Genomic DNA, 25275 nt, shown 5'->3' with positions numbered 1-25275 from the left:
CGTAGGAGTTAGAATGAACATAGGTGAAGCGGCAAAGCGTAGCGGCTTATCGGCTAAAATGATCCGCCATTATGAACACATAAAGCTGCTTAAACCGGCCGAGCGCAGTGAGGCGGGTTATCGGCAGTACAATGAGCAAAATATACTGGTATTAACATTTATTCGCCAAGCACGGCTACTGGGTTTTTCTATTGCCCAAATAGATGAGTTATTGTCTTTATGGCAAGACCCAGACCGCCCAAGCCGAGCGGTAAAAGCAGTGGCCGAGCGGCACTTACAAGAGGTCGAGCATAAAATGCGTGAGCTGGCCGCTATGCAAACCACATTACAGCAGATGATCACCGCCTGCCCCGGCGACGACAACCCCCAATGCGCCATCCTCGAACAACTCTCTAAGAAAACGCCGTAAGCCTTACGCCTTACGCCTTAAGCTGTAGGTTAGAGACAAGCCCCTTTTTATGTGGGCTTTGAGTGTTTTATTATTCTAAGTAAGTTGTCAGATTTGCTCACTATTTTTCCGTGTTCTTCCGTGGGTTCGTTGCTAAAAGATTTTGCATTTGACGTAAAGCGTACAGCGATTACTTATCGGTATTGACCTTCCCCCTATGGTAAGCCTTAAGCTAGTGCTAGATACCCTTGTTAGGAGTCAACTTATGAGCGCTACCTCTTCTACTGTTACCTCTTTGTCTCAGCTGCACATTTCACTGCCGATTAGTGGCATGAGCTGTGCGTCTTGCGTACGCCGCGTTGAAAAGGCTTTGCTCAATGTGCCAGGCGTGACACTCGCCAACGTTAACTTAGCCAATGAAAAAGCCGATATTGAGATGACGGCAGAGACTTCGGTGGAGGATCTAGTGCAGGCCATTACCCAAATTGGCTTTCAGACTCGCACCGAGCAGTTTGAGTTGACCATTATTGGTATGAGCTGTGCTTCTTGTGTGGGACGAGTAGAAAAAGCCCTGCAACAGTTATCAGGAGTGAGGGTGGCCAATGTGAACTTGGCTACCGAAAGCGCACATATTGAAGTATTGGCCGGCCATTTAGATGAAGCACAGCTGGTTGCAGCCATTAAAAAGGCCGGTTATAACGCCGAGCCAGTATCGAGTCAGCGTGATGACGAACAGGCGCGTAAAGCCCAAGAGCAACACAGCTTGCAACGGGCTTTTTGGTGGTCATTGGCCTTAACCTTGCCGGTGTTTATCTTAGAAATGGGATCGCATTTTGTGCCCGGCATGGCCGCTTGGATTGATAACACCCTAGGGCAAACATTGAACTGGAGTATACAGTTTGTGTTAACCAGCTTAGTGCTCTTTGGCCCAGGCTTGCGCTTCTTGCGCTCAGGCATTCCGGCTTTGCTGCGCGGCGGACCCGATATGAACTCTTTGGTGGCATTGGGTAGCTTGTCGGCGTGGAGTTTCTCAGTGGTGGTGTTATTGGCGGGGAATTTATTGCCCGCTGGCACACAGCACGTCTACTTTGAAGCGGCGGCTGTGATAGTAACCCTCATTTTATTGGGGCGTAACTTAGAAGCCAGAGCCAAAGGGCGCACCGGTGAAGCCATTCAAAAGCTACTGAGTTTGCAGGTTAATACCGCACGAGTGCGACGCCATGGTGAGTTTGAAGAGGTGGCTTTAGACCAAGTGCAGGTGGGAGATCTGGTGCTAGTACGTCCAGGCGAGCGCATTCCGGTGGATGGCAAAGTGCACTCGGGTCACTCGTATGTGGATGAATCTATGCTCACCGGTGAACCTGTGCCGGTAGCAAAGCAAGCGGGAGATGACGTTGTTGGCGGTACCATCAATAAAAATGGCGCATTAGAGTGTGAAACCACCCACATTGGCAACGACACCTTATTAGCACAAATTATTCGCATGGTTGAGCAAGCCCAAGGCGCTAAGTTACCCATTCAGGCGTTAGTGGATAAAGTCACCGGCGTATTTGTACCGGTAGTGATGGGCATGGCGGTGCTTACCTTCTTGTTATGGTTGTGGCTAGGGCCCACTCCGGCTTTTAGCTTTGCGCTGATCAATGCTGTAGCAGTACTGATTATTGCCTGCCCCTGTGCCATGGGGTTGGCCACGCCTACCTCTATTATGGTGGGGACTGGGCGTGCCGCTGAGCTGGGGGTATTATTTCGCAAAGGCCAAGCCTTACAAACCTTGCGTAATACTCATGTGGTCGCGCTGGATAAAACCGGCACCCTGACTAAAGGTCAGCCTGAGTTGACTGATTTAGAGGTAACCGAGGGCTTTGAATCGTCGCAGGTGTTGGCACAGGTTGCAGCGGTTGAACAGCATTCAGAACATCCCATTGCTCAAGCGATAGTGGCGGCGGCTAAAGCGCAAGCATTAATCATCGACGAGCCCAAGGATTTTAAATCGCTGTCGGGGTTAGGTGTACGTGCAGAAGTGGGCGGCCAAAAAGTGGAGGTGGGGGCTGATCGTTATTTAGTGAAGTTGGGCTATGACTTAAGCGCCTTGAGTCGCCAAGCCGAACAACTGGCACAACAAGGAAAGAGCCCCTTATATGCGGCGATTGATGGCAAGCTGGCGGCCATTATTGCGGTGGCAGATCCGATTAAAGATGGCACGCCAGAGGCCATTAAAGCTCTGCATGGGTTAGGGTTAAAAGTGGCCATGATCACTGGTGACAATAAGCACACCGCGCAGGCAATAGCTCGCCAATTAGGTATTGATGAAGTGGTGGCCGAAGTGATGCCCAACGGTAAAGTGGCGGCCTTAAAAACATTACGTGAGCAACACGGCGCCGTGGCCTTTGTTGGTGATGGTATTAATGATGCTCCCGCCTTGGCCGAAGCCGATGTGGGCTTGGCCATTGGCACAGGAACCGATATTGCCATAGAGGCGGCCGAAGTGGTGTTAATGAGCGGTGACTTACGTGCCGTGCCTAATGCCTTAGCCATCAGCCAAGCGACCTTGCGCAATATTCGCCAAAACCTGTTCTGGGCCTTTGCCTATAATGCCTGTTTGATCCCAGTGGCGGCCGGTATTTTATATCCGGCGTTTGGCATCTTACTGTCTCCCATGCTGGCCGCCGGTGCTATGGCGTTGTCGAGTGTTTTTGTGATCAGTAATGCCCTAAGACTAAAGCGATTTAAGGCTTAATTGACAGCACCAAGCGCCGATCGCCCAGCACCAAGCTCAACATTTTCAAGAGCCAGCGCTATTTTTGCCACGGAACCCACGGAACCCACGGAACCCACGGAAGGGCACGGAAAAATTAAGCTAAAGCAAAACTGACGAAAGAGATAATTAATGGTAAAAGCTCCCCTCGTATAGGAGCTGTGTTTGCTGTTAACCATTAAGGCTTTTATCTTAGTTTAGTCAGGTTTGATCACTGTTTTTCTGTGGGTTTCGTGTTCTTCCGTGGCTAATAGGGTTTAGGTTTGGCCTTTTGGGGCGATCGGCGCTGTATTGTGACTACAACCAAAATCCCAATAACATAAACACGGGGATCAGCACTATAACTGGGCAGCGCAAGGTGCGCAGTGCCAATAAGCCGATGGCGGCGGCTGCCAAAGCCGGCGCACCGGTCACACTACTTACAAACACCGGCTGGTATAAGGCCGACAACAACAAGCCCACGACGGCGGCGTTAATGCCTCGCACGACACCGGCCAACACTGGCTTAGACGCTAACGCCTGCCAGCTGTGTTGTAAGGCCAACACCAATAAAGAACCCGGTAAAAAAATGCCAAAAGTGGCCGCGAGCGCCCCTAATACAGGCGCGTTAGGGTGCAGTTCTGCCCCTAAAAAACTGGCCATGCTAAACATGGGGCCGGGCATAGCTTGAGCGGCACCGTAACCGGTTAAAAAGGTATCTGCTGCCAGCGTGTCGGGTAGGGTGTTTTCTAATAACGGCAACACTACATGGCCACCCCCAAACACTAAGCTGCCCGCTTGATAAAAGTCGGCAAAAACAGCGGCAGTATCGGTAAGGCTCAGTAACGGCATCACTAACAGCAAGCCAAAAAACAGTGCTAAAAAGGGCCAACTGATACCTAATGCTTGAGGTCGCTTGCCGGGTTCTTCTTTTAGTAAAACACTCCCCACTAACGCACCGGCCAATAACACCCCAAACTGACTGATAAAGCTTGGCATCAGCCAGAGTAGCGCGGCACTGAGTACGGCAATTATAAGTGTGCTTTGCTGGCGGCAAAATTGTTTGCTCATTGACAGCACCGCATCAGCCACCACCACTAAGGCAAAGAGCTTAAGGCCGGTGACAATCGCCAGTGCAGCGGGTTGGTTTGCCCAAGCATTGCCGGCTAAAGCGAGACCCAGCATCAGTAAAAAAGAGGGCAGGGTAAAGCCAATAAAAGCGGCGATGGCACCAAACAGCCCCGCACGCTGATACCCCAATGCAAAACCTAACTGACTGGATGCAGGCCCGGGTAAAAATTGGCATAACGCTAATGTGGAGGCAAAACGGTCTTGCGGCATCCAGCCTAACTGTTGCACAAAGTGGCGCTGAAAATAGCCAATATGGGCCGCCGGCCCGCCAAAGCTTATCCAGCCCAGTTTAAAAAACTGCCAAAACACTTCCAGCATAATAGTGACCTTTTGTTGTGATGTTGCTCATAATAAACTGCCTTTTACATCGGTTTATACCAATCTAAGTAAGTATATGGTCAGGGCTCCCCTACTAATAGTTGGGTGTTTGGCCCTTACCCTATAAAGTCTTTTTCAGATCTTATCTCTATTGTTCCGTATCCTTCCGTGGGTTCCGTGGCGAAAAATTTTGATCAGTTAGTTTTACAGATTGGTATCACTTAAGATAAAGAAATAATACGTCATAGGTGTTGCATAATGTGGTGCCCTAAGCGAATGTGAGAATAGCGACAATATCAGGCATAAAGATGCTTGCAAGGGTCGCAAGTGAGCCTAATTAAAGCTAGGCTCTAATAGGTAAACTTACCCAAAGGAGCACAGCACTATGTTGAACAAAGTAATGGCAGTCTTGATGGTGGTTGGTTTAGTTGGTGGTTTAACCGCATGTAATACCTTTGCTGGCGCCGGTGAGGATATTCAGCGTGGCGGTCAAGCCATAGAGGGTGCAGCACGAGATGTGCAAAACTAACAATAGGTGCGAGTAAGTATATAATAAAAACACCGAGTTTAGTGCTCGGTGTTGTTAATTTTAAGCTTAGGCGAAGCGCTGTTCTAGGTAGGCAATAATATCGTTAGACTCATACATCCAGCGAACTTCCCCGTTCTCTGTTATGCGCAAACAAGGCGACTTAACGCGGCCGCCGCCTGCTTCTAACTCATCCCGATAAGGTGAGCCGGGGTTTACATTGCGTTTTTCTATGGGGAGGTTTAGCTTGTGCATATTGCGACGCACTTTAATGCAAAATGGGCAGCGCGGTAGCTGATACAAGGCTAACTCTTTACAGCCGTTTTCAATCTCAAGCTGTGCCTCGGGAGCGCGTTTCATTTTGGTGGGGCGTGTTATTAAATCCCCCAGTTGCCAAATACCCCCAATCCCATTACGTAACACTTTAACTAGCATAACGATCCCTTATTTGATTGATAATTTCATCGATATTGATTGAGCAGCGTGATCTTACTGCTCAATATTTAATGAAGAGTCTATCTGAAACAAGGGGCCGTGTTTAGCATCACTTACCTAAATTAGGCACTAGCTCCATAATCCGCTTAGCTCTAGATACAATGGGCAGGTCAACCATATTGCCTCCTACCGCGACCACACCGCCTTTTTCACGAGCTTCAGCCTCAATGATATGCTTGGCCCAAGAAATTTGGGCGCTAGTGGGGGTAAGGGCTTTTTGTGCCGGTTTAACTTGTGCGGGGTGGATCAGTAAGAAGCCACTAAAGCCTAAGCGCATACCTTGGCGTGCATAATCTGTTAGCCCTTTCGCATCGTAGAGAGCGGTAAAAATCGCATCAATGGGCGCGGCTAGGCCATGTACCCGAGAGCAAACCACCAACTGGCTGCGGGCATACAAAAATGCCGACTCATCTAATGGCTCGCCTGCTGGCTGTGGGTAGTCCATCCCTAAATCGAGCGCTAAGTCGAGCTTGCCAAATAAGAAGCGAGCGACACCTGAGACGGCGGCAATATCATTAAGTCGGTGTAAAGCCAGTGCTGATTCAATAAAGGGCAGTAGGGGCTTTTCGCAAGCGCTTGCCAGCTCCGCCAAGGCATTAGCATCCTCGACTTTAGGCACCACAATGCCGGCCACTGCGTTAGAGCGACATAATTGAGTGTCTTGTTTAAACCAAGGGCTGTTAATGGGGTTAATGCGGATCAGTACAGAATTGCTAGGTTGGGTGTCAAGCCAAGTGCTTAGCGCTTTACCCGCGGCTTCTTTTTCAGCTGCGGGCACCGCATCTTCTAGGTCGATAATAATGGCATCGGCTCCACTGGCCAATGCCTTGTCAAAGCGCTCAGGCCGAGTAGCAGGAACGAATAGCAGTGTTTGCAGCGCATTAATATCCATAGAAAACCCCTGTTGATGTGAGCGATGTGCTTAACATCGTATAATGGAGTCTTCTGTTTAAACCAGTGCGCTAATACTGTAAACCGCCAGAGTCTAATAGTGAGATCTAAGTAGAATTACAAGGTCTCGTGAGGGCCAAAAACCTCGTAGTGCAAGCGATCTTCACTGATCCCCCAGCCCGTTAACACTTCTTTCACCATCGCCATAAAAGGCAAGGGGCCACAGAAATAATAATGGGTATTAGGCGTGACTATGCTGTCTTTTAATGGGGTTAAATCCATGATGCCGGTAGCATTATAATGCTCTTTATCTTGAACAGACGCTTCAGGCTCGCGATACCACACATGGGTGGTTAAGTTATGATTAGCTTGGCGTAGCCCTTTAATGCTGTCTTTAAAGGCGTGTTGTTGGCCATTTTCACAAGCATGTAGCCAGTGAATATCGGCTTTATGCTGATGGTTAATGAGCTGATCCAGCATGGCGCGCATTGGGGTTTGGCCCACACCGCCCGAGATTAACACCACTGGGGTCTCTGTACTCACTTCCATAAAAAAATCACCCGATGGTGGTAATACTTGCAGCGTATCGCCGATCTGTACTTCATCATGCATAAAGTTAGAAGCCACACCTTGGGGCTCACGCTTTACGGCAATGCGATAATTTTTGCCATTCGCCGCTTGGCACAGTGAGTATTGACGGTATTCATTATTAGCCAATTTAGGGCTAACTAAATGCAGATTCAGATATTGGCCGGGTAAAAAATCGATGACGGCTTCACCGTCTTCTGGCGTTAATAAAAAGCTGGTAATTAAGGCACTTTCTGCTTGTTTCTCGGTGACCACAAAGTTGCGATAACCGCGCCAGCCCCCGGTTTGTTGCTCTTTTTCTTGATAAAGCTGCTCTTCGCGGCCAATAAAGATACCCGCCAAGGCACCGTAGGCTTGGCCCCAAGCGTCGATCACTTCGGGGGTTGCGGCATCGGGCGCCAATTCTTTAATGGTTTCTAGTAGATGATGACCCACAATATCGTATTGCTCTGGTTTAATAGAAAAACCAGTGTGTTTTTGTGCAATGCGCTCGACGGCACTACTCAGCACTGCGGGGTTATCAATGTTTTTGGCATAGGCTAATACCGCAGTAAATAAGGCGGCAGGTTGGCGACCTGAAGCTTGATTGCTCAGATTAAACACGTCTTTAAGCTCGGGGTTATCGCGAAACATCCGTTTATAGAAATGCTCAGTCAGTGCAGTATTAGCTGACTCAAGTAACGGAACTGTGCTTTTGACTATCTCTCTGGTGCGAGCATCTAACATATTTAATAACCTTAATGTGTATTTACAATGCAACTTAATAGCTATGGTATAGTGTCCTTTGATTTGCATCAATAACAAATTACATTTTTTGTGCTGGTTCACATCGGGCTGGGGTACATGCAGGTGCAGCTGACGTAGGCCAAAAGCCACCTTGTGATGCTTGTGTGTTCGCTCTTATTATTAAGAGCGGCACACTATTTTCTGTGGCTTTCGTGTTCTTCCGTGGCCAGACGATCTTTTAAATATAGGGCGGTGAAATGACCAATAACTCTCGACTACAGCAAGTATGGGCTTTAATTGATGCTGAAAATAAGCAAGATCCTAATCAAGAGCTCGTTGATGGGCAGCCTTGGCCAAAAGAGTATTTATACAGTGTGCGTATGAGCGCTAAACAGGCTGAGTTTGCGCCTAATGCCAGCGAACTTTTACAAATTGCCTGTCGTGCACAGCATATTAAGCGCTGGCATATTCCCCGTGCAGACTACCCAATGGACAGAGCGGGTTACAAGCGCTGGCGCACCGACTTAGGCGCTTTTCATGGGGACTTTACCGCAGAGCTTATGGCAAAAGTGGGCTATAGCACCACCGAGCAAGCGCAAATCAAAGACTTGCTACTAAAAAAGCAACTTAAGCGTGATCCACAGGTGCAAACCTTAGAAGATATTATTTGTTTGGTGTTCATGGATTACTATTTGGCCGATTTTGCCACCCGCCACAGCGAAGCAAAGCTTATCAGCATTATTCAAAAAACCTGGGGAAAAATGTCGGCAGAGGGCCAGGCAGCCGCCTTACAGTTGCAGCTAAGCGAAGAAGTCAGTGCCTTAGTCGGGAAGGCTTTACAGTAAAGCTATCAGCGGTCAAAAAAAACGTTTTTGTCGTCGCATGTTTTAGCCAAAGAACTGGCGGCTAAGAGCGGCGGCAATAACACCGGCGGCAATGGCGGGTAATTGCTTTTTTAACACCAGCATAGTGAGAGCGGTAGTCAGCAAAGCGGCGCGTGCACCTATGTCACCGTTCACGGCCATTGGCGTGAGAATAGCCACCAGTACCGAGCCCGACATAGCGGTAATAAACTGATGTACTCGCTGGCTAATAGGGATAAATGACATGACAAATACACCGCCCAAACGGGTGGCCAATGTGACTAACGCCATGACTAAAATAATCAGTAAGGTACCATTGCCTGCTGTTTCAAGCGTCATCAGTTAGCTGCCTCACTCTTTTCCATCCAAAATGCCCCTAACAGGCCCCCAGACAAGGCACCTACCACTACATGGCTATTAGCTGGTAACCACCAATACGCCAACATAGATGAAGCCGCCGCTACACACCAAATAATCAGGGTGCGGCTATTTTTGCGCCCGCCCAAAGTCATGGCTAATAAGAAGCAGCCCAACACCATATCAAGGCCAACACTCACGGGATCTTGAATGGCACTGCCAAAATAAAGACCAATGGAAGTGCCTATCATCCAGCATGACCAAATGGCTAAACCACCACCAAAGAAAATCCCCAGCGCTCGTTCACCCTGATGAAAGCGTTGCATGGCCATGGCCCAGTTAGCATCAGACGCCAATAGCATAATGCCATAGCGCTTAGTCGAGGGGAGATAACGCAGCCAAGGATATAAAGTGGCGCCCATTAATAAGTGGCGTGCATTAATGGCAAAAGTGGTAATCATTAAGGGGATGAGCGGGATCTGTGTTCCCCACATATCAAGGGCGGCAAATTGTGAGGTGCCGGCAAATACAGTGGCACTCATTAACATAATAGTGCTATTGGTTAAGCCTTGTTGCGAGGCGGCTAAGCCAAAGGCAAGACCAAAGGCACCCACAAAAATAGACAGCGGCAACAGCTGTTTAAAACCATGCCAAGTATCGGCGGCCTCAAGTTTGGCCTGTGCTGCATAAGTGTCCATAGCGATAATGAGGGCTCACACGTTGAAGGGCTAATAAGCTTAACATTATGCGCGCCAAGGGGCGAGCTTAGGTATTAAGGGGAGGGCAATGTTGAATGTTGAATGTTGAATGTTGAATGTTGAATGTTGAACTGTGAATGTTGAATGAAAAGCGGGCTTTGTCGGCGAACGCTTGCTCACGCATGACGTTTATGCGTCTTTAAACCTTATTCCCATGCTCTGTGTGGGAGCGGATCTTGGTCGATGGAGTGGTCCCCTTTATCCGCCCCTAAGCTCAAGAAGAGACAACAGAGGTCGCCTACCACGACCGTGACAATGCCATGGATGGTATTTCCCGAGCCTCCAGGGATGGGTTTATGGCGTGTCGAGGTAGGTGACTCTGTTTCTTCTTTTATACTGATTTTAAATAGATTAATTATTTAGCGTGTTTGGTATTAAAAGCGGTAAGTTGCCCCGACTGAAAAGCCATCAATGGTCACATTATGCTTATCGTAGTAATTCATGTATTCCAGATTCAGGTCAACATTAGGATTGATGCGAATATCGGTACCAAAACCAAACGAAACATCATTGCCTGAATCACTGTAACCGCCAGATGATAATTTAACGTCAGTAAAGCCTACTGTGGCATAGGGAAAGAATACGTCACCGACAGGAATACCGCCACGGACATAAGCACCCACTAGGTGTTTTAATTTAACTTTATTGCCATTAATAGTGTCATCGTCGATACCGGTACCCAAACGCACTTCGCCGGAAAAGTTTTCAGAGAACTCTGTGCCTAAGCGGCCATACAAAGCGACTAAGTCGGCATCGCCTGCTTCAATGGCGGCAATATTGCCCCCAACATAGTTTGCGGCCATAGCCTGACTGCCACAAGTGAGTGCTGCTAACGCGATAGAAACGGTCGTGATTTTTTTAAACATTGAGTGCCTACTTTTTGTTGAGATTGTATGTGTTGTTGTTATTTTTCAGACTTTACGTCTTTTTTCGTTATTAGCCTCTAATGCGCTATCACTAGAGAGCCAGGTAATCTTACCCCAGAGGCGAGTCAGCCCTTGTCGTTATGAAAAATTATTCGCCAAAGTGGGCGCTATGGTGAGGTGCTAAGAGTAAAAGTTGAAGAAAGCTGTGTGGCGGTATGAATGTCAGCGTCGATGAGAGAGAAGCTAATATCGAGTCGGCACTTTTTTGTGGAAACCGGTGTGGGATATAAAAAAACACCGCCGGTGAGGGCGGTGTTTTAAAGTGCGATTAAAGCACTGGCTTATACGCTGGCTTTAATAAAAACGATAAGTGAAGCCGAGAGAGAAACCATCGATAGAAGCTTCATTTTTATCTATGTAGTTCATATACTCTAAATTGAGATCGGTATTCGAGGTGAGACGAATATCCGCACCGACACCGAAAGACACGTCATCTTCAGATGAGCTTTCTGACAGTCCGAGAGCTTTGGCTTCGAGTTCGCCACGGGTGAAACCTACTATAGCATAAGGGTAAAAAGCATCGGCAATAGGGATGGTGCCGCGCACATAAGCGCCATAAAAATAATTAAGTTCTACGTTTACGTCTACTGCGCCAATAACTGTAGGTACGCTTACTTTATCATCAGCAAGGCCTGTACCTACACGAATTTCAGCTGAAAAGTTCTCGGTAAACTCAGTACCTAAGCGACCATATAAAGCCACTAGATTTGCGCTATCAGAAAGACCGTCTTCTTTGTATTTCATCGCTGAGATATTACCGCCAACGTAGTGCTCGGCCATGGCTTGACTGCCACAGGTTAGTGCTGCCACTGCAATTGCAGTGGTGGTTATTTTTTTAAACATAGTGCTTACTCTTTATTTAAGTTGGTTTTTATTTTTATCATTGAACATTAATTCGGTTGAATAATAAACTAATGGAGCTGATTTTCAAGTTGCGTGTTATTTTTGTTACTTTTTAATAATAAAAACCCGCATAATGCGGGTTTTGATAATCATACCGTGAGTAATAAAAAACTACTTAGTCACGCGCTTATATTTAATACGCTTAGGTTGTACTGACTCGGCGCCGTAGGTTTTCTTTTTCCAGTCTTCATATTCGCTAAAGTTACCTTCAAAGAACTCCACCTTGCCTTCATCTTGATAATCTAAGATGTGAGTGGCAATACGGTCTAAGAACCAACGGTCGTGGGAAATTACCATGGCACAACCGGGGAACTCTAAAATGGCGTTTTCGAGGGCGCGTAAAGTTTCAATATCCAAGTCGTTGGTGGGCTCATCCAGTAACAGCACGTTGCCACCGGTTTGCAGTAGTTTTGCCATGTGTAAACGACCACGTTCACCACCGGATAACTCGCCAACGCGTTTTTGCTGATCGTTACCTCTAAAGTTAAAGCGGCCTAAATAAGCGCGGCTGTTCACTTCTAAATTACCAATGCGCAAAATATCTTGGCCGTTGGCCACTTCTTCCCACACGGTTTTCTTATCGTCCATGTCGTCACGGAACTGATCAACCGAGGCTAACTGCACCGACTCACCTAAGGTGATGGTGCCAGAGTCGGCTTGTTCAGAGCCCGTGAGCATGCGAAACAGGGTTGATTTACCCGCGCCGTTGGGGCCAATAATACCGACGATGGCGCCTTTGGGAATACTAAAAGACAAATCATCGATCAATACGCGATCGCCATAAGACTTAGTCAGGTTTTCAACGTCGATCACCTGATCGCCCAAGCGGGGGCCTGGCGGAATAAACAGCTCGTTGGTTTCATTACGCTTTTGAAAATCTTGGTTTTGTAGCTCTTCAAAGCGCGCCATACGAGACTTAGACTTAGCTTGGCGACCTTTGGGGTTTTGACGCACCCACTCCAACTCTTTTTGAATGGACTTTTGACGTGCGGCTTCAGAAGATTGCTCTTGGGATAAACGCTCGTCTTTTTGCTCTAACCAAGACGAATAGTTACCTTCCCACGGAATACCTTCACCGCGGTCTAGCTCTAAGATCCAACCGGCCACATTATCTAAGAAATAACGGTCGTGGGTAATGGCCACCACTGTGCCTTCGTAGTCGTGCAATAAGCGCTCTAACCACGCTACCGATTCGGCGTCTAAGTGGTTAGTGGGCTCATCAAGTAACAGCATGTCGGGTTTTTCTAACAGCAGCTGACACATAGCCACTCGGCGGCGCTCACCCCCAGACAGTGTATCTATGGTGGCATCCCAAGCCGGCAAACGCAGCGCATCGGCGGCGCGCTCGAGCTGGTTTTCTAAGTTATGGCCATCGTGGGTTTGAATAATGGCTTCTAGCTCGCCTTGGCGTTGCGCAAGCTTGTCAAAATCGGCATCGGGATCGGCATAAGCGGTATACACCTCGTCCAGTTCTTTAAGCGCACCGGCCACTTCTGATACGGCCTCTTCAATGGCTTCGCGTACCGTTTGCTCGGGCTTTAACTTGGGCTCTTGTGGTAAATAGCCAATATTAATGCCAGGTTGAGGGCGCGCTTCGCCTTCGATTTCGGTGTCTATGCCGGCCATAATGCGCAGCAGGGTGGATTTACCGGCGCCGTTTAAGCCCAGTACGCCAATTTTGGCGCCGGGGAAAAATGATAAAGAAATATTCTTCAGAATATGACGCTTGGGCGGAACCACTTTGCCCACGCGGTTCATACTATAAACAAATTGAGCCATAGCTATAATTGTCCTGATAGTGCAAAAAGGAAAAGGCGGCTATCCAGCACGCTTGCTGCTGGCAGCCAACCCAAAAGCATGGGCTATATGGTACTGACCTGAGCGCGGAAAGCCAGCATTGAGAGGTTTTGAGCGCCGAGCACCTAGCGCTCAGCGCCCAGCTAAAAGAAAATACCCAAACCGAGATCCTAACCTGCGCTCGGCGCTGTTATTAAACCAAGACTTGGTGGCCGTTGGGGCTTTGCATTAATTGAGCTTGGTAGCCAAAATATTGCTCTACATTGGCGGGGGTTAGAACCTGTTCAGGTGTCCCAAGGCTTGCTATTTGGCCGTTATCTAATAATACCAGCTGATCCCCATAGCGGGCGGCTAGGTTAAGGTCGTGCACTATGACTAATACCGCACAGCCTTGGCTGGCCAATTGTTGCGCCTCGCTCAGCAACTGGTGTTGTTGGCCTAAATCTAATGCTGAGGTGGGTTCGTCGAGTAATAATATACGCGGTCTGGGCTCGCCAGATAACTGAGCTAAAATGCGGGCAAAGTGTACACGTTGTTTTTCTCCCCCAGATAGACGGGGATAAGGCGCATCACGTAAATGCCAAACGTTAGCTTGCTCCATCGCTTGTTGAATAATGGGGCGGTTTTCTTGCTCGCTACTGTGGTGGGGAATACGCCCCAAACTCACCACTTCATAGGCTAAAAAGGGAAATTGTAACGCTGACTGCTGCGGTAAAACGGCCAGCTGTCGTGCTAGCGCTTGGCGTGACCAGCTCTCACGAGGCCGGCCAAATAAGCTGAGGCTTCCCTTAGGGCTATGCTCACCGGCAATGCATTTAAATAAGGTACTTTTGCCTGCCCCATTCGCTCCAATCAGTACCGTCACCTGACCTGCCAATAACTGTAAATTAATATCATTAAGCAGGGGGTTACGGTTAATGGTCAAAGACAGTTGCTGTATATCTAATAAGGGAGTGGGAGGGGTCATTATGCCAGTCCTATGCCACGTTTTTGTTTTAACAATAGCCATAAAAAGAACGGAGCCCCTAATAGGGCGGTCACTATACCCACTGGCATTTCTGCAGGGGCTGCCACAGTGCGGGCCATCATATCGGCTAACAACAATAACCAGGCACCTAGTAACGCAGAGAGCGGTAACAGGCGACGGTGATCTGGGCCCGCCACTAGGCGTACCAAGTGCGGTACCACTAAGCCGACAAAACCAATAATGCCCACGGCGGCCACGCTAACCCCCACGGCTAAGGCTGATAACAACACCATTTTACGCTTGAGTAGCTGCACATCTATGCCGAGGTGGCTGGCCTCGGCCTCGCCTAAGGCCAAGGCATTTAAACTGTGAGCATGACTGCGTAATATCCAAGTCAACATGAGCGCGGTGGCACAAACGAGCGCCAGTTGAAAAGGCTCACTTTTGGCCATAGAGCCCATTTGCCACAAGGTGAGATCTCTTAGTGTTTGGTCATCGGCTAAGTAGCTTAATAAACCTAAAATACCGCCACTTAAGGCTCCGATGGCAACCCCTGCTAATAATAAAATACTCACAGACGTGCCCTGTGGGGTACGGGCGAGCTGATACACCACTAAGGTGGTGATTAAGCCGCCAATAAACGCCATTAGTGAGGTTAAACTGGCGCCAAGCCAAGCCGGTAATAGCACGGCAAATGGTGCTAGTAATACCATAGATAAGGCTGCCCCTAATGCCGCACCGCTAGATACCCCAATAATGCCCGGATCTGCTAAGGGGTTGCGAAATAGGCCCTGCATGACAGCACCACATAACGCCAAGGTGGCACCCACCCCTAAACAGAGCAGGGTGCGTGGCAGGCGAATATGCAGCAAGACGAGGTTTTCGGTGCTATTAAGTTGTGCTGGGGTCAATAGTTTAAACAAGTCTAATGACATAGGACCCGTGGCTAAGGAGCCCAGCCCCGTCACTACAAGTAACCCCAGCAATATAGGATAAAGGGCGATGCGTTTATTCATTAGTCGCTTAACCAGTCTTGATGCAAGCGTTCGGCTTCACTTAAGGTACTTAAGCCAAAACCACCAATTAAGGCTTTGCCATTAATGGGCACAATGGCGTTATTGTTGGCGGCCGGCGTTTGGCGCAGCAGCGGAAACTGCTTAAACAAGGCGTTATCATCTAAGGTGTCGGTTAAATGTCTGCGGCTGACCAAAATCACCTCAGGCGCCATGGCCACTATGGCTTCCATGGCCACCGGCTTATAACCTTCTACCTGCTTAATAGCGGGGTTAGTGCCGCCCGCCGTTGTGATTAGGGCACCGGCCAGGGTGTTGCGCCCCGCAATTTGTACGGTAGCACCATCACCAATCAACAGAAAAATAGTGCGCTTAGGGTGGGCAATCTCGGTGTTAATCGCTTGGGCACGAGTGTCAATTTGCTGGTGTAACTGCTGTGCCTGCTCGGTGCGATCAAGTAACTGGCCTAATTGAGTAATATTGGCTTGCAGCTCTGCTATCGACATGGCCTCTGGCAGCGACTCCACCTGTATACCCGCTTGGCGTATTAGCTTGAGTGTGGTGGGAGGGCCCATTTCATCACTGCCAATAACCAAGTTTGGCTGGGTCGATAATATCCCCTCAGCGCTCAGTTGGCGGTGGTAGCCCAAACGTGGCAGCTCGCTGTCTGCTGGCAGTACGCTGGTGCTGTCTACCGCCACTAAATCTTGCTCGGCATCAAGGGCAAATATGAGCTCGGTGACACTGCTACCGGCACTCAGTAGCCGTTGTGTGTCAGCCTGAACTGTGCTGGCCGCCAGCAGTGCCAATGGCAAAAGTAAGCGGATAATCATTGAGAGTCCTCCATGAGTATTTGGGTGGCGGCAATTTGGTGCTCTTGTAAAAACGCCAGCAGCTTTAACATGCTGTCAACGGTGACATCTTTATCGGAGGCCAGCACTAAATCTGTGTCTTTTAAAGCGCTAATTTGCGCTTCTAAAATGGGTTTAAATTGCGCCCAATCCTCATATTGTTCACCGTCCAGTGCCCAAGCAGGGGTACCCGCTAGCATATTAATGGTCATGGACTCACTATCTTGTATGCTGGATAATGCTTGGCTGTCGGTGTCAGGCAAATCGACTTCTAACGATTGCAGGGGAATATTGGCGGTGAGCAGCAAAAACACCAGCACAATAAAAATAATATCCAGTAGCGGCGTAATGTCGGGTGTTAATGAGCGCCACCCACCGTTAGTGGTATCGGGGCGGCCTATCATGATGTACATCCCCCTAGCGCAACGCCATCAAGGTGCAAGTTACACTGGTTAAGCTCATGGGTGAGTTTGTCAAGTAATCGGTCGGCCCATAAGCCAAAAAGTTGGGCTCCGGCAATGGCCGGTAGCGCAATCATTAACCCCGCGGCTGTGGTGCTCATGGCTAAGCCCAGCCCGTCGGCAAGTAAGGCAGGTGTCACAGGGTTACCGCTTTCACCAATGCTGGCAAACATACTAATCAGCCCCAATACCGTGCCCAGTAGCCCGAGTAAAGGACTGATCACGCCGACTAAAGTCAGTACACGTAACCCTGAGTGAAGCTTGCGCCTTTGTTGTTGCAGCCAAATGCCGGCTAAGTCTTCACGGGTCGCTTTGTCACAGTCTTTGTGCTGCACTAATAAACGACAGCCTTGCAAAATCAATGAGTGCGGGTTGTCCAGTTCCACTGATGAAAAATTATTACCTGCTAGGCGTAGTTGCTTTTTTTCTTGTTCGCCCCGAGAGCTCACCCACAGCAAGGTTAACCCTCGTTCAAGCCACACCGCCAAAGTGATAACAGAACAGATAATTAGAGGCCAGCTCATTAGGCCTAATTGTTGATGTAATTGATGTAACAAGGTCATGATTTAATCCAACTTAAAACGAATGGGAATATGAACGCGATGGGCAATGCCTTGACCGTTTTCTATATACGGAGAGAAACGGTATTTAGCAACGCCCTTTAAGGCGGTAGAGTCTAGGGCTTTTACCCCAGATGATTGTACTATCACCCGCTTGGTTTGATCGCCGCGCTTATCTAACCAAACCTCAATGATGACAGTGCCCTCTTGGCCACGACGACGGGCCCGAGACGGGTAAGAAATAGGGGCGGGTCTACTACGAAAGCTCGGTCTTTCAATACGCTTAGGAGCACTGTTTTTTGCTTTGGTTGCCGGTTTTTTAGCCACCTTTTTAACTGGCTCAGGTTTAGGCTCAGCTTTGGGCGCGGGGGTTGGCTTAGGCGCAGGCTTTGTGACCGGCTTGGGCGTTGGTTCTGGCTTGGGTTTAGGCTTGGGCTTGGGCGTTGGTTTTGGCGCAGGTTTCGGCTTAGGTTTTGGCTTGGGAACAGGCTTAGGCTCTGGTACTGGCTCAGGTTTAGGTTCAACCACAGGTTCGGGCTCAGCACTTGGTTGAGTGACGGTGGGGATCATTTGCACGCTAATAGGGCCGGGCTCGGCGGGTGGGGCGGCAATACTCAGATCCTGATTGTCCATGGCGAGTGCCAATAGGCCGTGCAATAACAAAGAAGCCATTGCAAAAACTGCGTAGCGTTTCAAGCTCACTAGAAAACCTCAAGCTATAAATGAGAGTTATTTCGATTTCGTAATGCCATAGAATACATATTTTAAGCGCAATGTCTATCGCTATTACTATAAGTATTGCTAATGATAATGAGTTGCATTGGGTGTTGTGTTGTATTAGCCTGCCTATCTTCAACTAAAGACCGAAAATGAGCGTTAGCTTATTTACTTTCACTAACTTATTTGTCTTAAAAGAGACTATGAATTGAGAGCGTGAGGTGAAGGTTTTACTGCGCTTTGAGTGGGCTTCTTTATTATATAATGCAAGCCGCAGCGTCTTAAATTGCTTTATCAGAGGATTAAATTGGCATGCCTGAGCTAACCAGCCAAGTGCTTGAACTGTTAGAAAATGAACCTAAGTTACGTCCAGCCGCCATGGCCAAACAACTCAATGTATCAGAGTGGGAGCTGGTTTGCCGTCTTCCTCACGAGCTGATTGTTCCATTGGACGGCCAACATGCCCAAGCAATTTTAGAGCAAGTGGCCACTTGGGGGAGAGTGACTACCATTATTGAAGTGGCAGGTTCTATCTTTGAAGTGAAAGCTCCTGTCCCCAGTGGGCGCCTTGGTTATGGTTTTTATAACCTTCAGGCTGAATTTGGTGAGTTAGATGGTCACCTTAAACTGGATGCAGTGGCCAATATTTCACTGCAAAGTAAGCCGCACCGAGGCAAGGAAGCCTATGCGATAGTGTTTTATGACGCACAAGGCAATACTATTTTTAAGATTTATTTAGGTCGAGACGAGCAAGGGATATTGTTTCCTGATCAAGTCGCGCAATTTAAGGCGTTAAAGGAGCTAGCCAATGTTTAATAAACAAGAACGTTTACAAGGACGATTAGAGCCAGAAATTCGTGAATTTCGTGATGCTAGCCAAACCTTGGTGCTAGCAACGGTTGATAATGCAGGTACACCTAATGTGAGCTATGCTCCTTTTGCTTTGCTAGAAGATGGCTATTACATCTTGATCAGCGAAATGGCACGTCATACTAAAAACTTACTGAATAACCCAAAAATTTCGCTAATGATGGTGGCAGACGAGCAAGATAGCCGCACCTTATTTGCGCGTAAGCGTCTTACTTTTGATGCGCGCCCCGAGCGTGTGACACGTGATACACCTGCATGGCAAGTAGGTATTGATGCCCTACGTGCACGATTTGATGAGACTGTTGATGGTTTAAGCCAGTTGGAAGATTTTCATTTATTTCGCTTAGTACCACTGAAAGGTTTATTTGTGAAAGGCTTTGGCCAAGCGTTTGCGGTGAGTGGTGATGATTTAGTGGATGTGTTGCACCTAACTGACGGCCATAGAAGCGTGGCCTCGGCCAGCTAATTCACTGCGCTGTGCATAAAAAAGCCCGTTAATTGAATGATTAACGGGCTTTTTATTGGTTATTTTTGAGGGGCTACCACACAGCACCAAGAGCGATTATGATAGGTACTTAACGGTAATATTTATATTAATAGAGTCACCCAATAACAAACAAGGATGGATGATATATGGCTACTACTTGTGTTGGCGATATTATGATCCGCAACTTACAGACGCTCGATCAATCAGCGACGTTAAAAGATGCTCACGACATGATGCGCGAAAAAAGCATCAGGCACATTCCAGTAGTAGATGCCTTAAGCGGCAAGTTGATGGGGGTATTAACGCAAAAACGCATGATTGCTACCATTATGGGATTGTTATCTGATTATGGTGTGAGCGCGCTAGAGCGACGTGAGCGCCAGTGCCGAGTGGTGGAAATTATTGATGCCGACTTTGAATCTGTGGATCTGCATGCGCCTCTCACTGAGGTGGTCGATTTTTTTCTTAATAATAAACACGGCTGTCTCACCATAGTCGATGATCAGCAGTGTTTGATTGGCATTGTTACTTCATCTGACTTTGTGCGTTTATGTGCCGAGCTACTAAAAAAATGATTCTCGCTATAACAGCTTGGTTTAATATAAACAGCTCACATACTTAGCTGTTTGGTATTGATGTTGCACTGACCGCTAATGGCTGACGGCTTATTGCTGTCTGTAAGGACTCCCATGCGTTTAGCTTTTCAATTTTCTCACTTGTCTGCTGGCTTTATTGCAGTATTGGTAGGCTACACCAGCTCAGCGGCCATTATCTTTCAAGCCGCTGCTGCCGCTGGCGCTAGTCAGGCACAAATTAGCTCTTGGATGTGGGCGCTGGGCTTAGGCATGGGGGCGACCTGCATTGGTTTTTCGTTACGTTATCGCGAACCTATATTAACTGCTTGGTCTACGCCTGGTGCGGCGTTATTGGTGACAGCACTAGCAGGCGTGCCCATGAGTGAGGCCATAGGTGTCTTTATTTTTAGCTCAGGCCTTATTTTGCTGTGCGGTATTACCGGCTGGTTTGATCATATTATGCAGCGAGTGCCACCGGGCTTAGCTGCCGCTATGTTGGGAGGTGTGTTATTAACCTTTGGCCTAGACCTATTTAACTCAGCAGAAACGCAGCCGTGGTTAGTAGGGGCTATGTTAATCACCTATTTAGCCTTACGCCGCCATTTACCGCGCTATGTGATCCCACTGAGTTTATGTGTGGGGTTGGCAGTAGCTGCCGCCACTGGATTATTACAGTTTAATCAGCTGAGTTGGCAGTTAGCCAAGCCGGTATTAATGATGCCCAGCTTTTCTCTTACCAGCTTAATTGGTATTGGCATTCCATTATTTGTGGTCACTATGGCCTCACAAAATGTACCCGGCATTGCGGTATTGCGTGCTCATGGTTACCACACTAAAGGTTCACCTTTAATCAGCTGGACCGGCATTACCGGCGTATTACTGGCCCCTTTTGGCGGCTTTGCCTTTAACTTGGCGGCCATTAGTGCGGCTGTGTGCATGGGCAAAGAAGTGGATGCTGACCCCAAGCAGCGATATAAAGCCGGTGTGTGGGCGGGGGTATTTTATTTATTGATGGGCGTTTTTGGTGCCACTGTAGTCGGTTTATTTACCGCTTTGCCTAATGAGTTGGTGATGGCGATTGCTGGGTTGGCATTATTGGGTACCATTGGTAGTAGTTTAACGGTGGCATTAGCTGATGAAAAAGAGCGAGATGCCGCGTTATTAACGTTTATGATCACCGCCTCCGGTGTGGCGTTATTCGGTATCGGCAGTGCCTTTTGGGGGTTATTGGTCGGTGGTATTGTGCACTGGCTGAATGTAAGAAACCGGCCCCCCTCGCGCAAGCGAGGTTAAAATCCAAACAAGCACCCCATGGCCCATCATATTGCACGAATGTAGAGGCCGCTTTAGCTGGCAGGTTTTACGCAGTAAAACAAGAACCCACTATAAAAAAGCCGACTACTGAGTAGTCGGCTTTTTTGTTTTCTGATAGCTTAGCGCTGGCAGCTATGTTTTAACCATCATTACGACGAGGTGATTTATTACTGCGCGGCGTTTTGTTATTGGCTGAGCGTGGGTTTTGGTTGCGCCCAGTGTTGCCACGGCCGCTATTTTGACCTCGGCCACCGGCATTGCCGCGACCACGTTTAGCGGCGGGCTTTTCAATGGGCGGCTGTTCGCTATCTGGTAAGGGTTCAAAACCCGGTAGTATTTCTAGCTCTACGTTTTGTTTGGTGACTCGCTCAATGGCTTTAAGCAGCGGTTTTTCTGCAAAGCACACCAAAGACATGGCTTCCCCTTTAACGCCGGCACGACCGGTGCGGCCAATACGGTGCACATAGTCTTCAGCAACATGGGGCAGCTCAAAGTTAACCACATGAGGCAGTTCACTAATGTCGATACCACGGGCAGCAATATCGGTGGCCACTAAAACTCGCAGTTTACCTGATTTAAACTGACTTAAAGCACGAGTCCGTGCCCCTTGGCTTTTATCACCATGAATGGCCATGGCGGGCAGGCCGTCTTTCTCGAGCTGCATTGCTAAACGGTTAGCACCGTGCTTGGTGCGAGTAAAAACTAACACTTGCTGCCAGTTATGATGACCAATTAAATAACTGAGTAACGCACGTTTGCGGTTTTTATCTACCCCATAAAAACGCTGCGCTATGGTGTCGGCGGTGGCATTGCGTTTTGCCACTTCAATGTGCTCTGGATTGGTGAGCAGGCTTTCGGCTAGTTTTTTTATTTCGCTAGAAAAGGTTGCTGAAAACAGTAAGTTTTGTCGCTTAGAGGGCATTTTAGCAATAATGCGCTGAATATCACGAATAAAGCCCATGTCTAACATGCGATCCGCTTCGTCTAGTACCAGCATTTCAATGCGCGATAAATCAATAGAGCGTTGCGATACGTGATCGAGCAAACGCCCTGGTGTGGCCACCACTACATCTATTTTTCCGCCTAAGGCTTTCATTTGTGGGTTAATGCTCACACCACCAAACATGGCCAAGGTGCGCAATCCACTGTGCTTAGCATAAGCACGGATATTTTCTTCTACTTGTGCGGCAAGTTCACGAGTGGGGGTGAGCACAAGGGCACGCACGGGCGCACGACCATTGGCCAGTGGTTTGGCTTTTGTTTCGCTTAACCGTTGCAGCATAGGCAAACCAAAGCCGGCTGTTTTACCCGTACCGGTTTGTGCGCCGGCCAATAAATCACCGCCTTTTAATACCAGCGGAATGGCTTGAGTTTGAATAGGGGTAGGTTCTGTATAACCACATTCATTGATCGCTTGAACGAGCTGGGCGTTAAGGCCTAGGGAAGCAAAAGACATGAGACTCCGAACTAAAAAGGTCCTAGCGGACGGCTGAGAGGCATTGCCGAGAGGCAAACTTCCAGCATGATAACAGAAAAGCGCAAAAGGCAATAAGTTTAACTGTGAAACACTAAGTTAAGCGCCCAACGCCCAACGCCCAACGCCCAGCGCCTAGCACCAAGCTAAACAAAGGGCTATGTTTTTACAGCGCCGGGCGCTGCTGTAAAGGCTTATCGGTAAAAATCATATTGACTCCCCATTGCGCCAAGGTCTCAGCCTGTAGAGGATCGTTAACGGTATAGCAGTTAAGCTGGTAACCGGCCTGAATTACTTCGTGAGCTTGGGGCTGAGTGAGATAATGATAGTCACAGTGCAGGGCTTGGCAGTCTAGAGTTTGTAATAATATTTGCCAGTTATCAGGTATGCGCTTTACTAATAAGGCGCGTTGAATGCTTGCTAGTTGCTGTTGTAGGTATGCAAGTGTTGCTATATTAAAACTAGAGATCAGCAGTTGGGCACAGTCCACTTGCCCTTGCTCCAGTACTTGGCAGACCCGTTTTGCTAATGGCAGGGCATCACTGGCTGAGTGTAATTTTAGCTCTATGTTTACCTTGATATTAAGCTGGGTGGTACGCATAAGATAATCCGACAAAAGTACCAATCTTTCACCGGCAAACTCGGGTGAAAACCAGCGGCCAGCATCAAGCTGACTCAGCTGCTGCCAACTATGCTGGCGTAATTGGCCGCGACCATTGGTACAGCGTTCAAGGTGCTTATCATGAAATAACACCAGCTGATTATCTTGGGTGAGCTGTACGTCTATTTCTACCCAGCGAAAGCCATGTTGATGTGCCGCTTCTAATCCCGCTAAGGTGTTTTCTGGCGCTACGCTTGCCAGCCCGCGATGTCCACACAGCATCCTACCTCTCTGTTAATAACGTTAAACCGTGGCTTATTTATTGGTGAATAAGATCGTTTATGCGTGCAGTAATGGTTGTTTTCTAACCAATATTAAGCACAAACATATATTCGTAAAGTAAAATTACCTATAATGTGGCTTCGTATTCCTCCTGAGAAATAGCATGCCAATAATCGATCCTCTTAGTTACGGCCAGCATCAATGGCAGAACATTTTGTCTGACTACGATAACACCATGCGTTCTCAGGTAAGAGAGCTAGTGCTAGCCCATAGCCGTGAGCTGACGGATAATTTTTATCAGCAAATGATGGAGCAGCCCGAAGCTCGGGAATTTTTAGCTCATGAAATTGTTAATCAACGACTAAAAGCATCGATGATCCTATGGCTAGAGCAAGCCTTTTCTATTCAAGATACGACGGCTATTCCTGCGGCTGTTGAGCGCCAATTTGAAGTGGGTAAGGTGCATGCGCGTATTAACTTACCCATTAACTTGGTGTCGTTGGGTGCGCGCTTGCATAAGCGTCGCTTGTTAGAGCTGATTTCTCAATTATGGAGTGAGCCCGCCGATTGGCTGCCCGCCGCCAAATATCTGCAAGATGTAATGGATTTATCATTAGAGCTTATGAGCTTGGCATATGTCACTAAGTCGGATCGTAAAAGCCGAGCCGCTGAAGCATATCGATTACATACGTTAAGCTTAAATCTATCTGTTGAGCGAGAGCGACAACGTGCCGCCTTGCTTGATTGGAGCCACGAGTTAATGTTTGCTCTGCACAGTGGTGAGTCGTCGCTAAAAGGTTTGAGTCGTTCTGAATTTGGACTGTGGTTTTACCATCAGGCAGTAACCATCTTTGATGGCGCGCCTGAGCTTAATCAAATTGAGCAAGTGTTACAGCAAATTGATCTAGTGCTACTGCCAGATCTACAAGCAAGTATTTTGCCTCAAGCCAGTGTTATGGTGGGTAAAATGGCGCTATTGCAGCAAGAAGTGAAAGCGATCATTTACTTTATGAGCACCATGTTTGATCGCTACATTGAAATTGATCAAGGCCGCGATACCCTCACGCGTTTGCTTGACCGACGCTTTTTACCCGCTGTGATGAATCGTGAAGTAAAGTTAGCTAAACGCAATAATGGCGTATTCTCAGTGGTATTATTTGATATAGACCACTTTAAAGCCATTAATGATAATCATGGCCATGAAGGTGGCGATATGGTGCTACAACAAGTGGCCAATTTAGTGGCCGGAGCGGTGCGCAGCAGTGACTTTGTGTTTCGTTACGGTGGGGAGGAGTTACTGGTGGTGCTGGTTGAAGTGTCTGCGGCTAATGCACTTAAGATTGCACAGAATATTCGCACCAAGTTAATGGAGAGCCAATTAAAACTGCCTAATAATAACACTCAGCAAGTGACCATGAGCGGTGGGGTGGCGACTTTTGATGGCCACCCCGATTATGAGCACTTGATTAACCGTGCCGATAAAGCCTTATATGGTGCTAAAAGTATGGGTCGTAATACGTGTTTACTCGGCGATTGATAAACAGTTAGCTTTACCTGAACTATAAGCGGGTAAGGGTTCGCCATCTAGACGAGTCGCGGGTAAGTCAGCCACTTGTAACGTCCACAATGGAGTATCTGGTTGGCTTTCTGTGGCAGTAACGGGATAAATAACGGCGATGTTTAGTGCGGGGTTGCGCTGCTG

General features: G+C 48.1%; 26 protein-coding genes and 1 pseudogene. 9 read left to right on the top strand and 18 right to left on the bottom strand.

The genetic code is table 11. The features are described from left to right. On the top strand, positions 1-409 hold a 409-nt coding region (gene cueR / locus ACTHY5_RS02135), incomplete at its 5' end, for a Cu(I)-responsive transcriptional regulator (protein WP_441875736.1). A 244-nt stretch (positions 410-653) separates the two neighbouring features. Further along, positions 654-3125 (top strand): heavy metal translocating P-type ATPase, encoded by a 2472-nt coding sequence (locus tag ACTHY5_RS02130; protein ID WP_441875734.1) that lies wholly within the window; start codon positions 654-656, stop codon positions 3123-3125. Positions 3126-3440: 315 nt separating this feature from the next. Here the strand turns inward: ACTHY5_RS02130 and chrA are convergent, their stop codons facing one another. Then, positions 3441-4571, bottom strand: coding sequence for a chromate efflux transporter (gene chrA / locus ACTHY5_RS02125; protein ID WP_441875732.1), 1131 nt, complete (start codon positions 4569-4571; stop codon positions 3441-3443). A gap of 385 nt (positions 4572-4956) precedes the next feature. On the opposite strand from chrA, the gene ACTHY5_RS02120 reads away from it, so the two are divergent. Next, on the top strand, positions 4957-5100 hold the full coding sequence (locus ACTHY5_RS02120) for an entericidin A/B family lipoprotein (RefSeq protein ID WP_441875729.1): 144 nt from the start codon (positions 4957-4959) through the stop codon (positions 5098-5100). Positions 5101-5166: 66 nt separating this feature from the next. Here ACTHY5_RS02120 and ACTHY5_RS02115 read toward each other — a convergent pair whose 3' ends face one another. The 3 genes from ACTHY5_RS02115 to hmpA form a co-directional block, all read right to left on the bottom strand. Beyond that, positions 5167-5532: a glutathione S-transferase N-terminal domain-containing protein gene (locus ACTHY5_RS02115; RefSeq protein WP_441875727.1), complete on the bottom strand. Its 366-nt coding sequence runs from the start codon at positions 5530-5532 to the stop codon at positions 5167-5169. 109 nt (positions 5533-5641) lie between these two features. Next, positions 5642-6484 (bottom strand): HpcH/HpaI aldolase/citrate lyase family protein, encoded by an 843-nt coding sequence (locus tag ACTHY5_RS02110; protein ID WP_441875724.1) that lies wholly within the window; start codon positions 6482-6484, stop codon positions 5642-5644. 116 nt (positions 6485-6600) lie between these two features. Further along, the gene (gene hmpA, locus ACTHY5_RS02105; protein WP_441875722.1) at positions 6601-7797 is read right to left on the bottom strand and encodes an NO-inducible flavohemoprotein; all 1197 of its coding nucleotides are present in this window, start codon (positions 7795-7797) and stop codon (positions 6601-6603) included. 257 nt (positions 7798-8054) lie between these two features. Here hmpA and ACTHY5_RS02100 point away from each other — a divergent pair, with 257 nt between their 5' ends. Continuing rightward, on the top strand, positions 8055-8642 hold the full coding sequence (locus ACTHY5_RS02100; protein ID WP_441875720.1) for a DUF4202 domain-containing protein: 588 nt from the start codon (positions 8055-8057) through the stop codon (positions 8640-8642). Positions 8643-8684: 42 nt separating this feature from the next. Here the strand turns inward: ACTHY5_RS02100 and ACTHY5_RS02095 are convergent, their stop codons facing one another. The 11 genes from ACTHY5_RS02095 to ACTHY5_RS02045 all read right to left on the bottom strand — a co-directional run bounded on the left by ACTHY5_RS02095 (position 8685) and on the right by ACTHY5_RS02045 (position 17955). Then, positions 8685-8999: an AzlD family protein gene (locus tag ACTHY5_RS02095; RefSeq protein ID WP_441875717.1), complete on the bottom strand. Its 315-nt coding sequence runs from the start codon at positions 8997-8999 to the stop codon at positions 8685-8687. Then, positions 8999-9715, bottom strand: a complete 717-nt coding sequence (locus ACTHY5_RS02090) for an AzlC family ABC transporter permease (protein ID WP_441875714.1) — start codon at positions 9713-9715, stop codon at positions 8999-9001. Before ACTHY5_RS02090 ends, ACTHY5_RS02095 begins: the two co-directional genes overlap by 1 nt. A gap of 434 nt (positions 9716-10149) precedes the next feature. Next, complete coding sequence (locus tag ACTHY5_RS02085) at positions 10150-10641, bottom strand: porin family protein (protein ID WP_441875711.1); 492 nt, start codon at positions 10639-10641, stop codon at positions 10150-10152. A 354-nt stretch (positions 10642-10995) separates the two neighbouring features. After that, entirely contained in the window at positions 10996-11544 is a 549-nt protein-coding gene (locus ACTHY5_RS02080) for a porin family protein (protein ID WP_441875708.1), read from the bottom strand. Positions 11545-11715: 171 nt separating this feature from the next. Continuing rightward, a complete protein-coding gene (ettA, locus tag ACTHY5_RS02075; RefSeq protein ID WP_441875705.1) occupies positions 11716-13383 on the bottom strand; it encodes an energy-dependent translational throttle protein EttA in 1668 nt (555 codons plus the stop codon). A 211-nt stretch (positions 13384-13594) separates the two neighbouring features. Next, a complete protein-coding gene (locus tag ACTHY5_RS02070; protein ID WP_441875703.1) occupies positions 13595-14368 on the bottom strand; it encodes a heme ABC transporter ATP-binding protein in 774 nt (257 codons plus the stop codon). Further along, the gene (locus ACTHY5_RS02065; protein ID WP_441875700.1) at positions 14368-15384 is read right to left on the bottom strand and encodes a FecCD family ABC transporter permease; all 1017 of its coding nucleotides are present in this window, start codon (positions 15382-15384) and stop codon (positions 14368-14370) included. The genes ACTHY5_RS02070 and ACTHY5_RS02065 overlap by 1 nt, the downstream gene beginning before the upstream one ends. Continuing rightward, positions 15384-16214 carry a heme/hemin ABC transporter substrate-binding protein gene (locus ACTHY5_RS02060; RefSeq protein ID WP_441875697.1) on the bottom strand — a complete coding sequence of 277 codons (831 nt, stop codon included), beginning with the start codon at positions 16212-16214 and terminating at the stop codon, positions 15384-15386. The genes ACTHY5_RS02065 and ACTHY5_RS02060 overlap by 1 nt, the downstream gene beginning before the upstream one ends. Then, positions 16211-16636, bottom strand: coding sequence for an ExbD/TolR family protein (locus ACTHY5_RS02055; protein WP_441875695.1), 426 nt, complete (start codon positions 16634-16636; stop codon positions 16211-16213). Before ACTHY5_RS02055 ends, ACTHY5_RS02060 begins: the two co-directional genes overlap by 4 nt. After that, positions 16633-17256, bottom strand: coding sequence for a MotA/TolQ/ExbB proton channel family protein (locus ACTHY5_RS02050; RefSeq protein WP_441875692.1), 624 nt, complete (start codon positions 17254-17256; stop codon positions 16633-16635). The genes ACTHY5_RS02055 and ACTHY5_RS02050 overlap by 4 nt, the downstream gene beginning before the upstream one ends. A 3-nt stretch (positions 17257-17259) precedes the next feature. Continuing rightward, positions 17260-17955, bottom strand: a complete 696-nt coding sequence (locus tag ACTHY5_RS02045) for an energy transducer TonB (protein WP_441875689.1) — start codon at positions 17953-17955, stop codon at positions 17260-17262. A 327-nt stretch (positions 17956-18282) separates the two neighbouring features. On the opposite strand from ACTHY5_RS02045, the gene hutX reads away from it, so the two are divergent. From hutX to ACTHY5_RS02025, 4 genes are all read left to right on the top strand, one after another. Next, positions 18283-18786: a heme utilization cystosolic carrier protein HutX gene (hutX, locus tag ACTHY5_RS02040; protein ID WP_441875686.1), complete on the top strand. Its 504-nt coding sequence runs from the start codon at positions 18283-18285 to the stop codon at positions 18784-18786. Beyond that, positions 18779-19306, top strand: coding sequence for a heme utilization protein HutZ (gene hutZ, locus ACTHY5_RS02035; RefSeq protein WP_441875683.1), 528 nt, complete (start codon positions 18779-18781; stop codon positions 19304-19306). Before hutX ends, hutZ begins: the two co-directional genes overlap by 8 nt. 167 nt (positions 19307-19473) lie before the next feature. Continuing rightward, positions 19474-19902, top strand: coding sequence for a CBS domain-containing protein (locus tag ACTHY5_RS02030; RefSeq protein ID WP_441875680.1), 429 nt, complete (start codon positions 19474-19476; stop codon positions 19900-19902). Positions 19903-20016: 114 nt separating this feature from the next. After that, positions 20017-21195 carry a benzoate/H(+) symporter BenE family transporter gene (locus ACTHY5_RS02025; protein WP_441875677.1) on the top strand — a complete coding sequence of 393 codons (1179 nt, stop codon included), beginning with the start codon at positions 20017-20019 and terminating at the stop codon, positions 21193-21195. A 160-nt stretch (positions 21196-21355) separates the two neighbouring features. Here the strand turns inward: ACTHY5_RS02025 and ACTHY5_RS02020 are convergent, their stop codons facing one another. Both ACTHY5_RS02020 and ACTHY5_RS02015 read right to left on the bottom strand, forming a co-directional pair. Further along, positions 21356-22672, bottom strand: a complete 1317-nt coding sequence (locus tag ACTHY5_RS02020; protein ID WP_441875674.1) for a DEAD/DEAH box helicase — start codon at positions 22670-22672, stop codon at positions 21356-21358. Positions 22673-22856: 184 nt separating this feature from the next. Beyond that, positions 22857-23573, bottom strand: coding sequence for a glycerophosphoryl diester phosphodiesterase (locus ACTHY5_RS02015; RefSeq protein ID WP_441875671.1), 717 nt, complete (start codon positions 23571-23573; stop codon positions 22857-22859). 163 nt (positions 23574-23736) lie between these two features. Between ACTHY5_RS02015 and ACTHY5_RS02010 the strand changes: the two genes are divergently transcribed. Then, positions 23737-25110 carry a GGDEF domain-containing protein gene (locus tag ACTHY5_RS02010; protein ID WP_441875668.1) on the top strand — a complete coding sequence of 458 codons (1374 nt, stop codon included), beginning with the start codon at positions 23737-23739 and terminating at the stop codon, positions 25108-25110. Here the strand turns inward: ACTHY5_RS02010 and ACTHY5_RS02005 are convergent. After that, positions 25096-25275: pseudogene (locus ACTHY5_RS02005) on the bottom strand (ChaN family lipoprotein); the annotation flags it as partial. The gene ACTHY5_RS02010 and the pseudogene ACTHY5_RS02005 overlap by 15 nt on opposite strands.

The organism is Oceanisphaera sp. (genome assembly GCF_052084945.1).
GTDB lineage: Bacteria > Pseudomonadota > Gammaproteobacteria > Enterobacterales > Aeromonadaceae > Oceanimonas.
This window is presented reverse-complemented; position numbering and strand designations above follow the sequence as displayed.

Coding starts and splice junctions, on each gene's coding strand:
- ACTHY5_RS02130 (WP_441875734.1), top strand. CDS start 654: ATGAGCGCTACCTCTTCTACTGTTACCTCTTTGTCTCAGCTGCACATT.
- chrA (WP_441875732.1), bottom strand. CDS start 4,571: ATGCTGGAAGTGTTTTGGCAGTTTTTTAAACTGGGCTGGATAAGCTTT.
- ACTHY5_RS02120 (WP_441875729.1), top strand. CDS start 4,957: ATGTTGAACAAAGTAATGGCAGTCTTGATGGTGGTTGGTTTAGTTGGT.
- ACTHY5_RS02115 (WP_441875727.1), bottom strand. CDS start 5,532: ATGCTAGTTAAAGTGTTACGTAATGGGATTGGGGGTATTTGGCAACTG.
- ACTHY5_RS02110 (WP_441875724.1), bottom strand. CDS start 6,484: ATGGATATTAATGCGCTGCAAACACTGCTATTCGTTCCTGCTACTCGG.
- hmpA (WP_441875722.1), bottom strand. CDS start 7,797: ATGTTAGATGCTCGCACCAGAGAGATAGTCAAAAGCACAGTTCCGTTA.
- ACTHY5_RS02100 (WP_441875720.1), top strand. CDS start 8,055: ATGACCAATAACTCTCGACTACAGCAAGTATGGGCTTTAATTGATGCT.
- ACTHY5_RS02095 (WP_441875717.1), bottom strand. CDS start 8,999: ATGACGCTTGAAACAGCAGGCAATGGTACCTTACTGATTATTTTAGTC.
- ACTHY5_RS02090 (WP_441875714.1), bottom strand. CDS start 9,715: ATGGACACTTATGCAGCACAGGCCAAACTTGAGGCCGCCGATACTTGG.
- ACTHY5_RS02085 (WP_441875711.1), bottom strand. CDS start 10,641: ATGTTTAAAAAAATCACGACCGTTTCTATCGCGTTAGCAGCACTCACT.
- ACTHY5_RS02080 (WP_441875708.1), bottom strand. CDS start 11,544: ATGTTTAAAAAAATAACCACCACTGCAATTGCAGTGGCAGCACTAACC.
- ettA (WP_441875705.1), bottom strand. CDS start 13,383: ATGGCTCAATTTGTTTATAGTATGAACCGCGTGGGCAAAGTGGTTCCG.
- ACTHY5_RS02070 (WP_441875703.1), bottom strand. CDS start 14,368: ATGACCCCTCCCACTCCCTTATTAGATATACAGCAACTGTCTTTGACC.
- ACTHY5_RS02065 (WP_441875700.1), bottom strand. CDS start 15,384: ATGAATAAACGCATCGCCCTTTATCCTATATTGCTGGGGTTACTTGTA.
- ACTHY5_RS02060 (WP_441875697.1), bottom strand. CDS start 16,214: ATGATTATCCGCTTACTTTTGCCATTGGCACTGCTGGCGGCCAGCACA.
- ACTHY5_RS02055 (WP_441875695.1), bottom strand. CDS start 16,636: ATGATAGGCCGCCCCGATACCACTAACGGTGGGTGGCGCTCATTAACA.
- ACTHY5_RS02050 (WP_441875692.1), bottom strand. CDS start 17,256: ATGACCTTGTTACATCAATTACATCAACAATTAGGCCTAATGAGCTGG.
- hutX (WP_441875686.1), top strand. CDS start 18,283: ATGCCTGAGCTAACCAGCCAAGTGCTTGAACTGTTAGAAAATGAACCT.
- hutZ (WP_441875683.1), top strand. CDS start 18,779: ATGTTTAATAAACAAGAACGTTTACAAGGACGATTAGAGCCAGAAATT.
- ACTHY5_RS02030 (WP_441875680.1), top strand. CDS start 19,474: ATGGCTACTACTTGTGTTGGCGATATTATGATCCGCAACTTACAGACG.
- ACTHY5_RS02025 (WP_441875677.1), top strand. CDS start 20,017: ATGCGTTTAGCTTTTCAATTTTCTCACTTGTCTGCTGGCTTTATTGCA.
- ACTHY5_RS02020 (WP_441875674.1), bottom strand. CDS start 22,672: ATGTCTTTTGCTTCCCTAGGCCTTAACGCCCAGCTCGTTCAAGCGATC.
- ACTHY5_RS02015 (WP_441875671.1), bottom strand. CDS start 23,573: ATGCTGTGTGGACATCGCGGGCTGGCAAGCGTAGCGCCAGAAAACACC.
- ACTHY5_RS02010 (WP_441875668.1), top strand. CDS start 23,737: ATGCCAATAATCGATCCTCTTAGTTACGGCCAGCATCAATGGCAGAAC.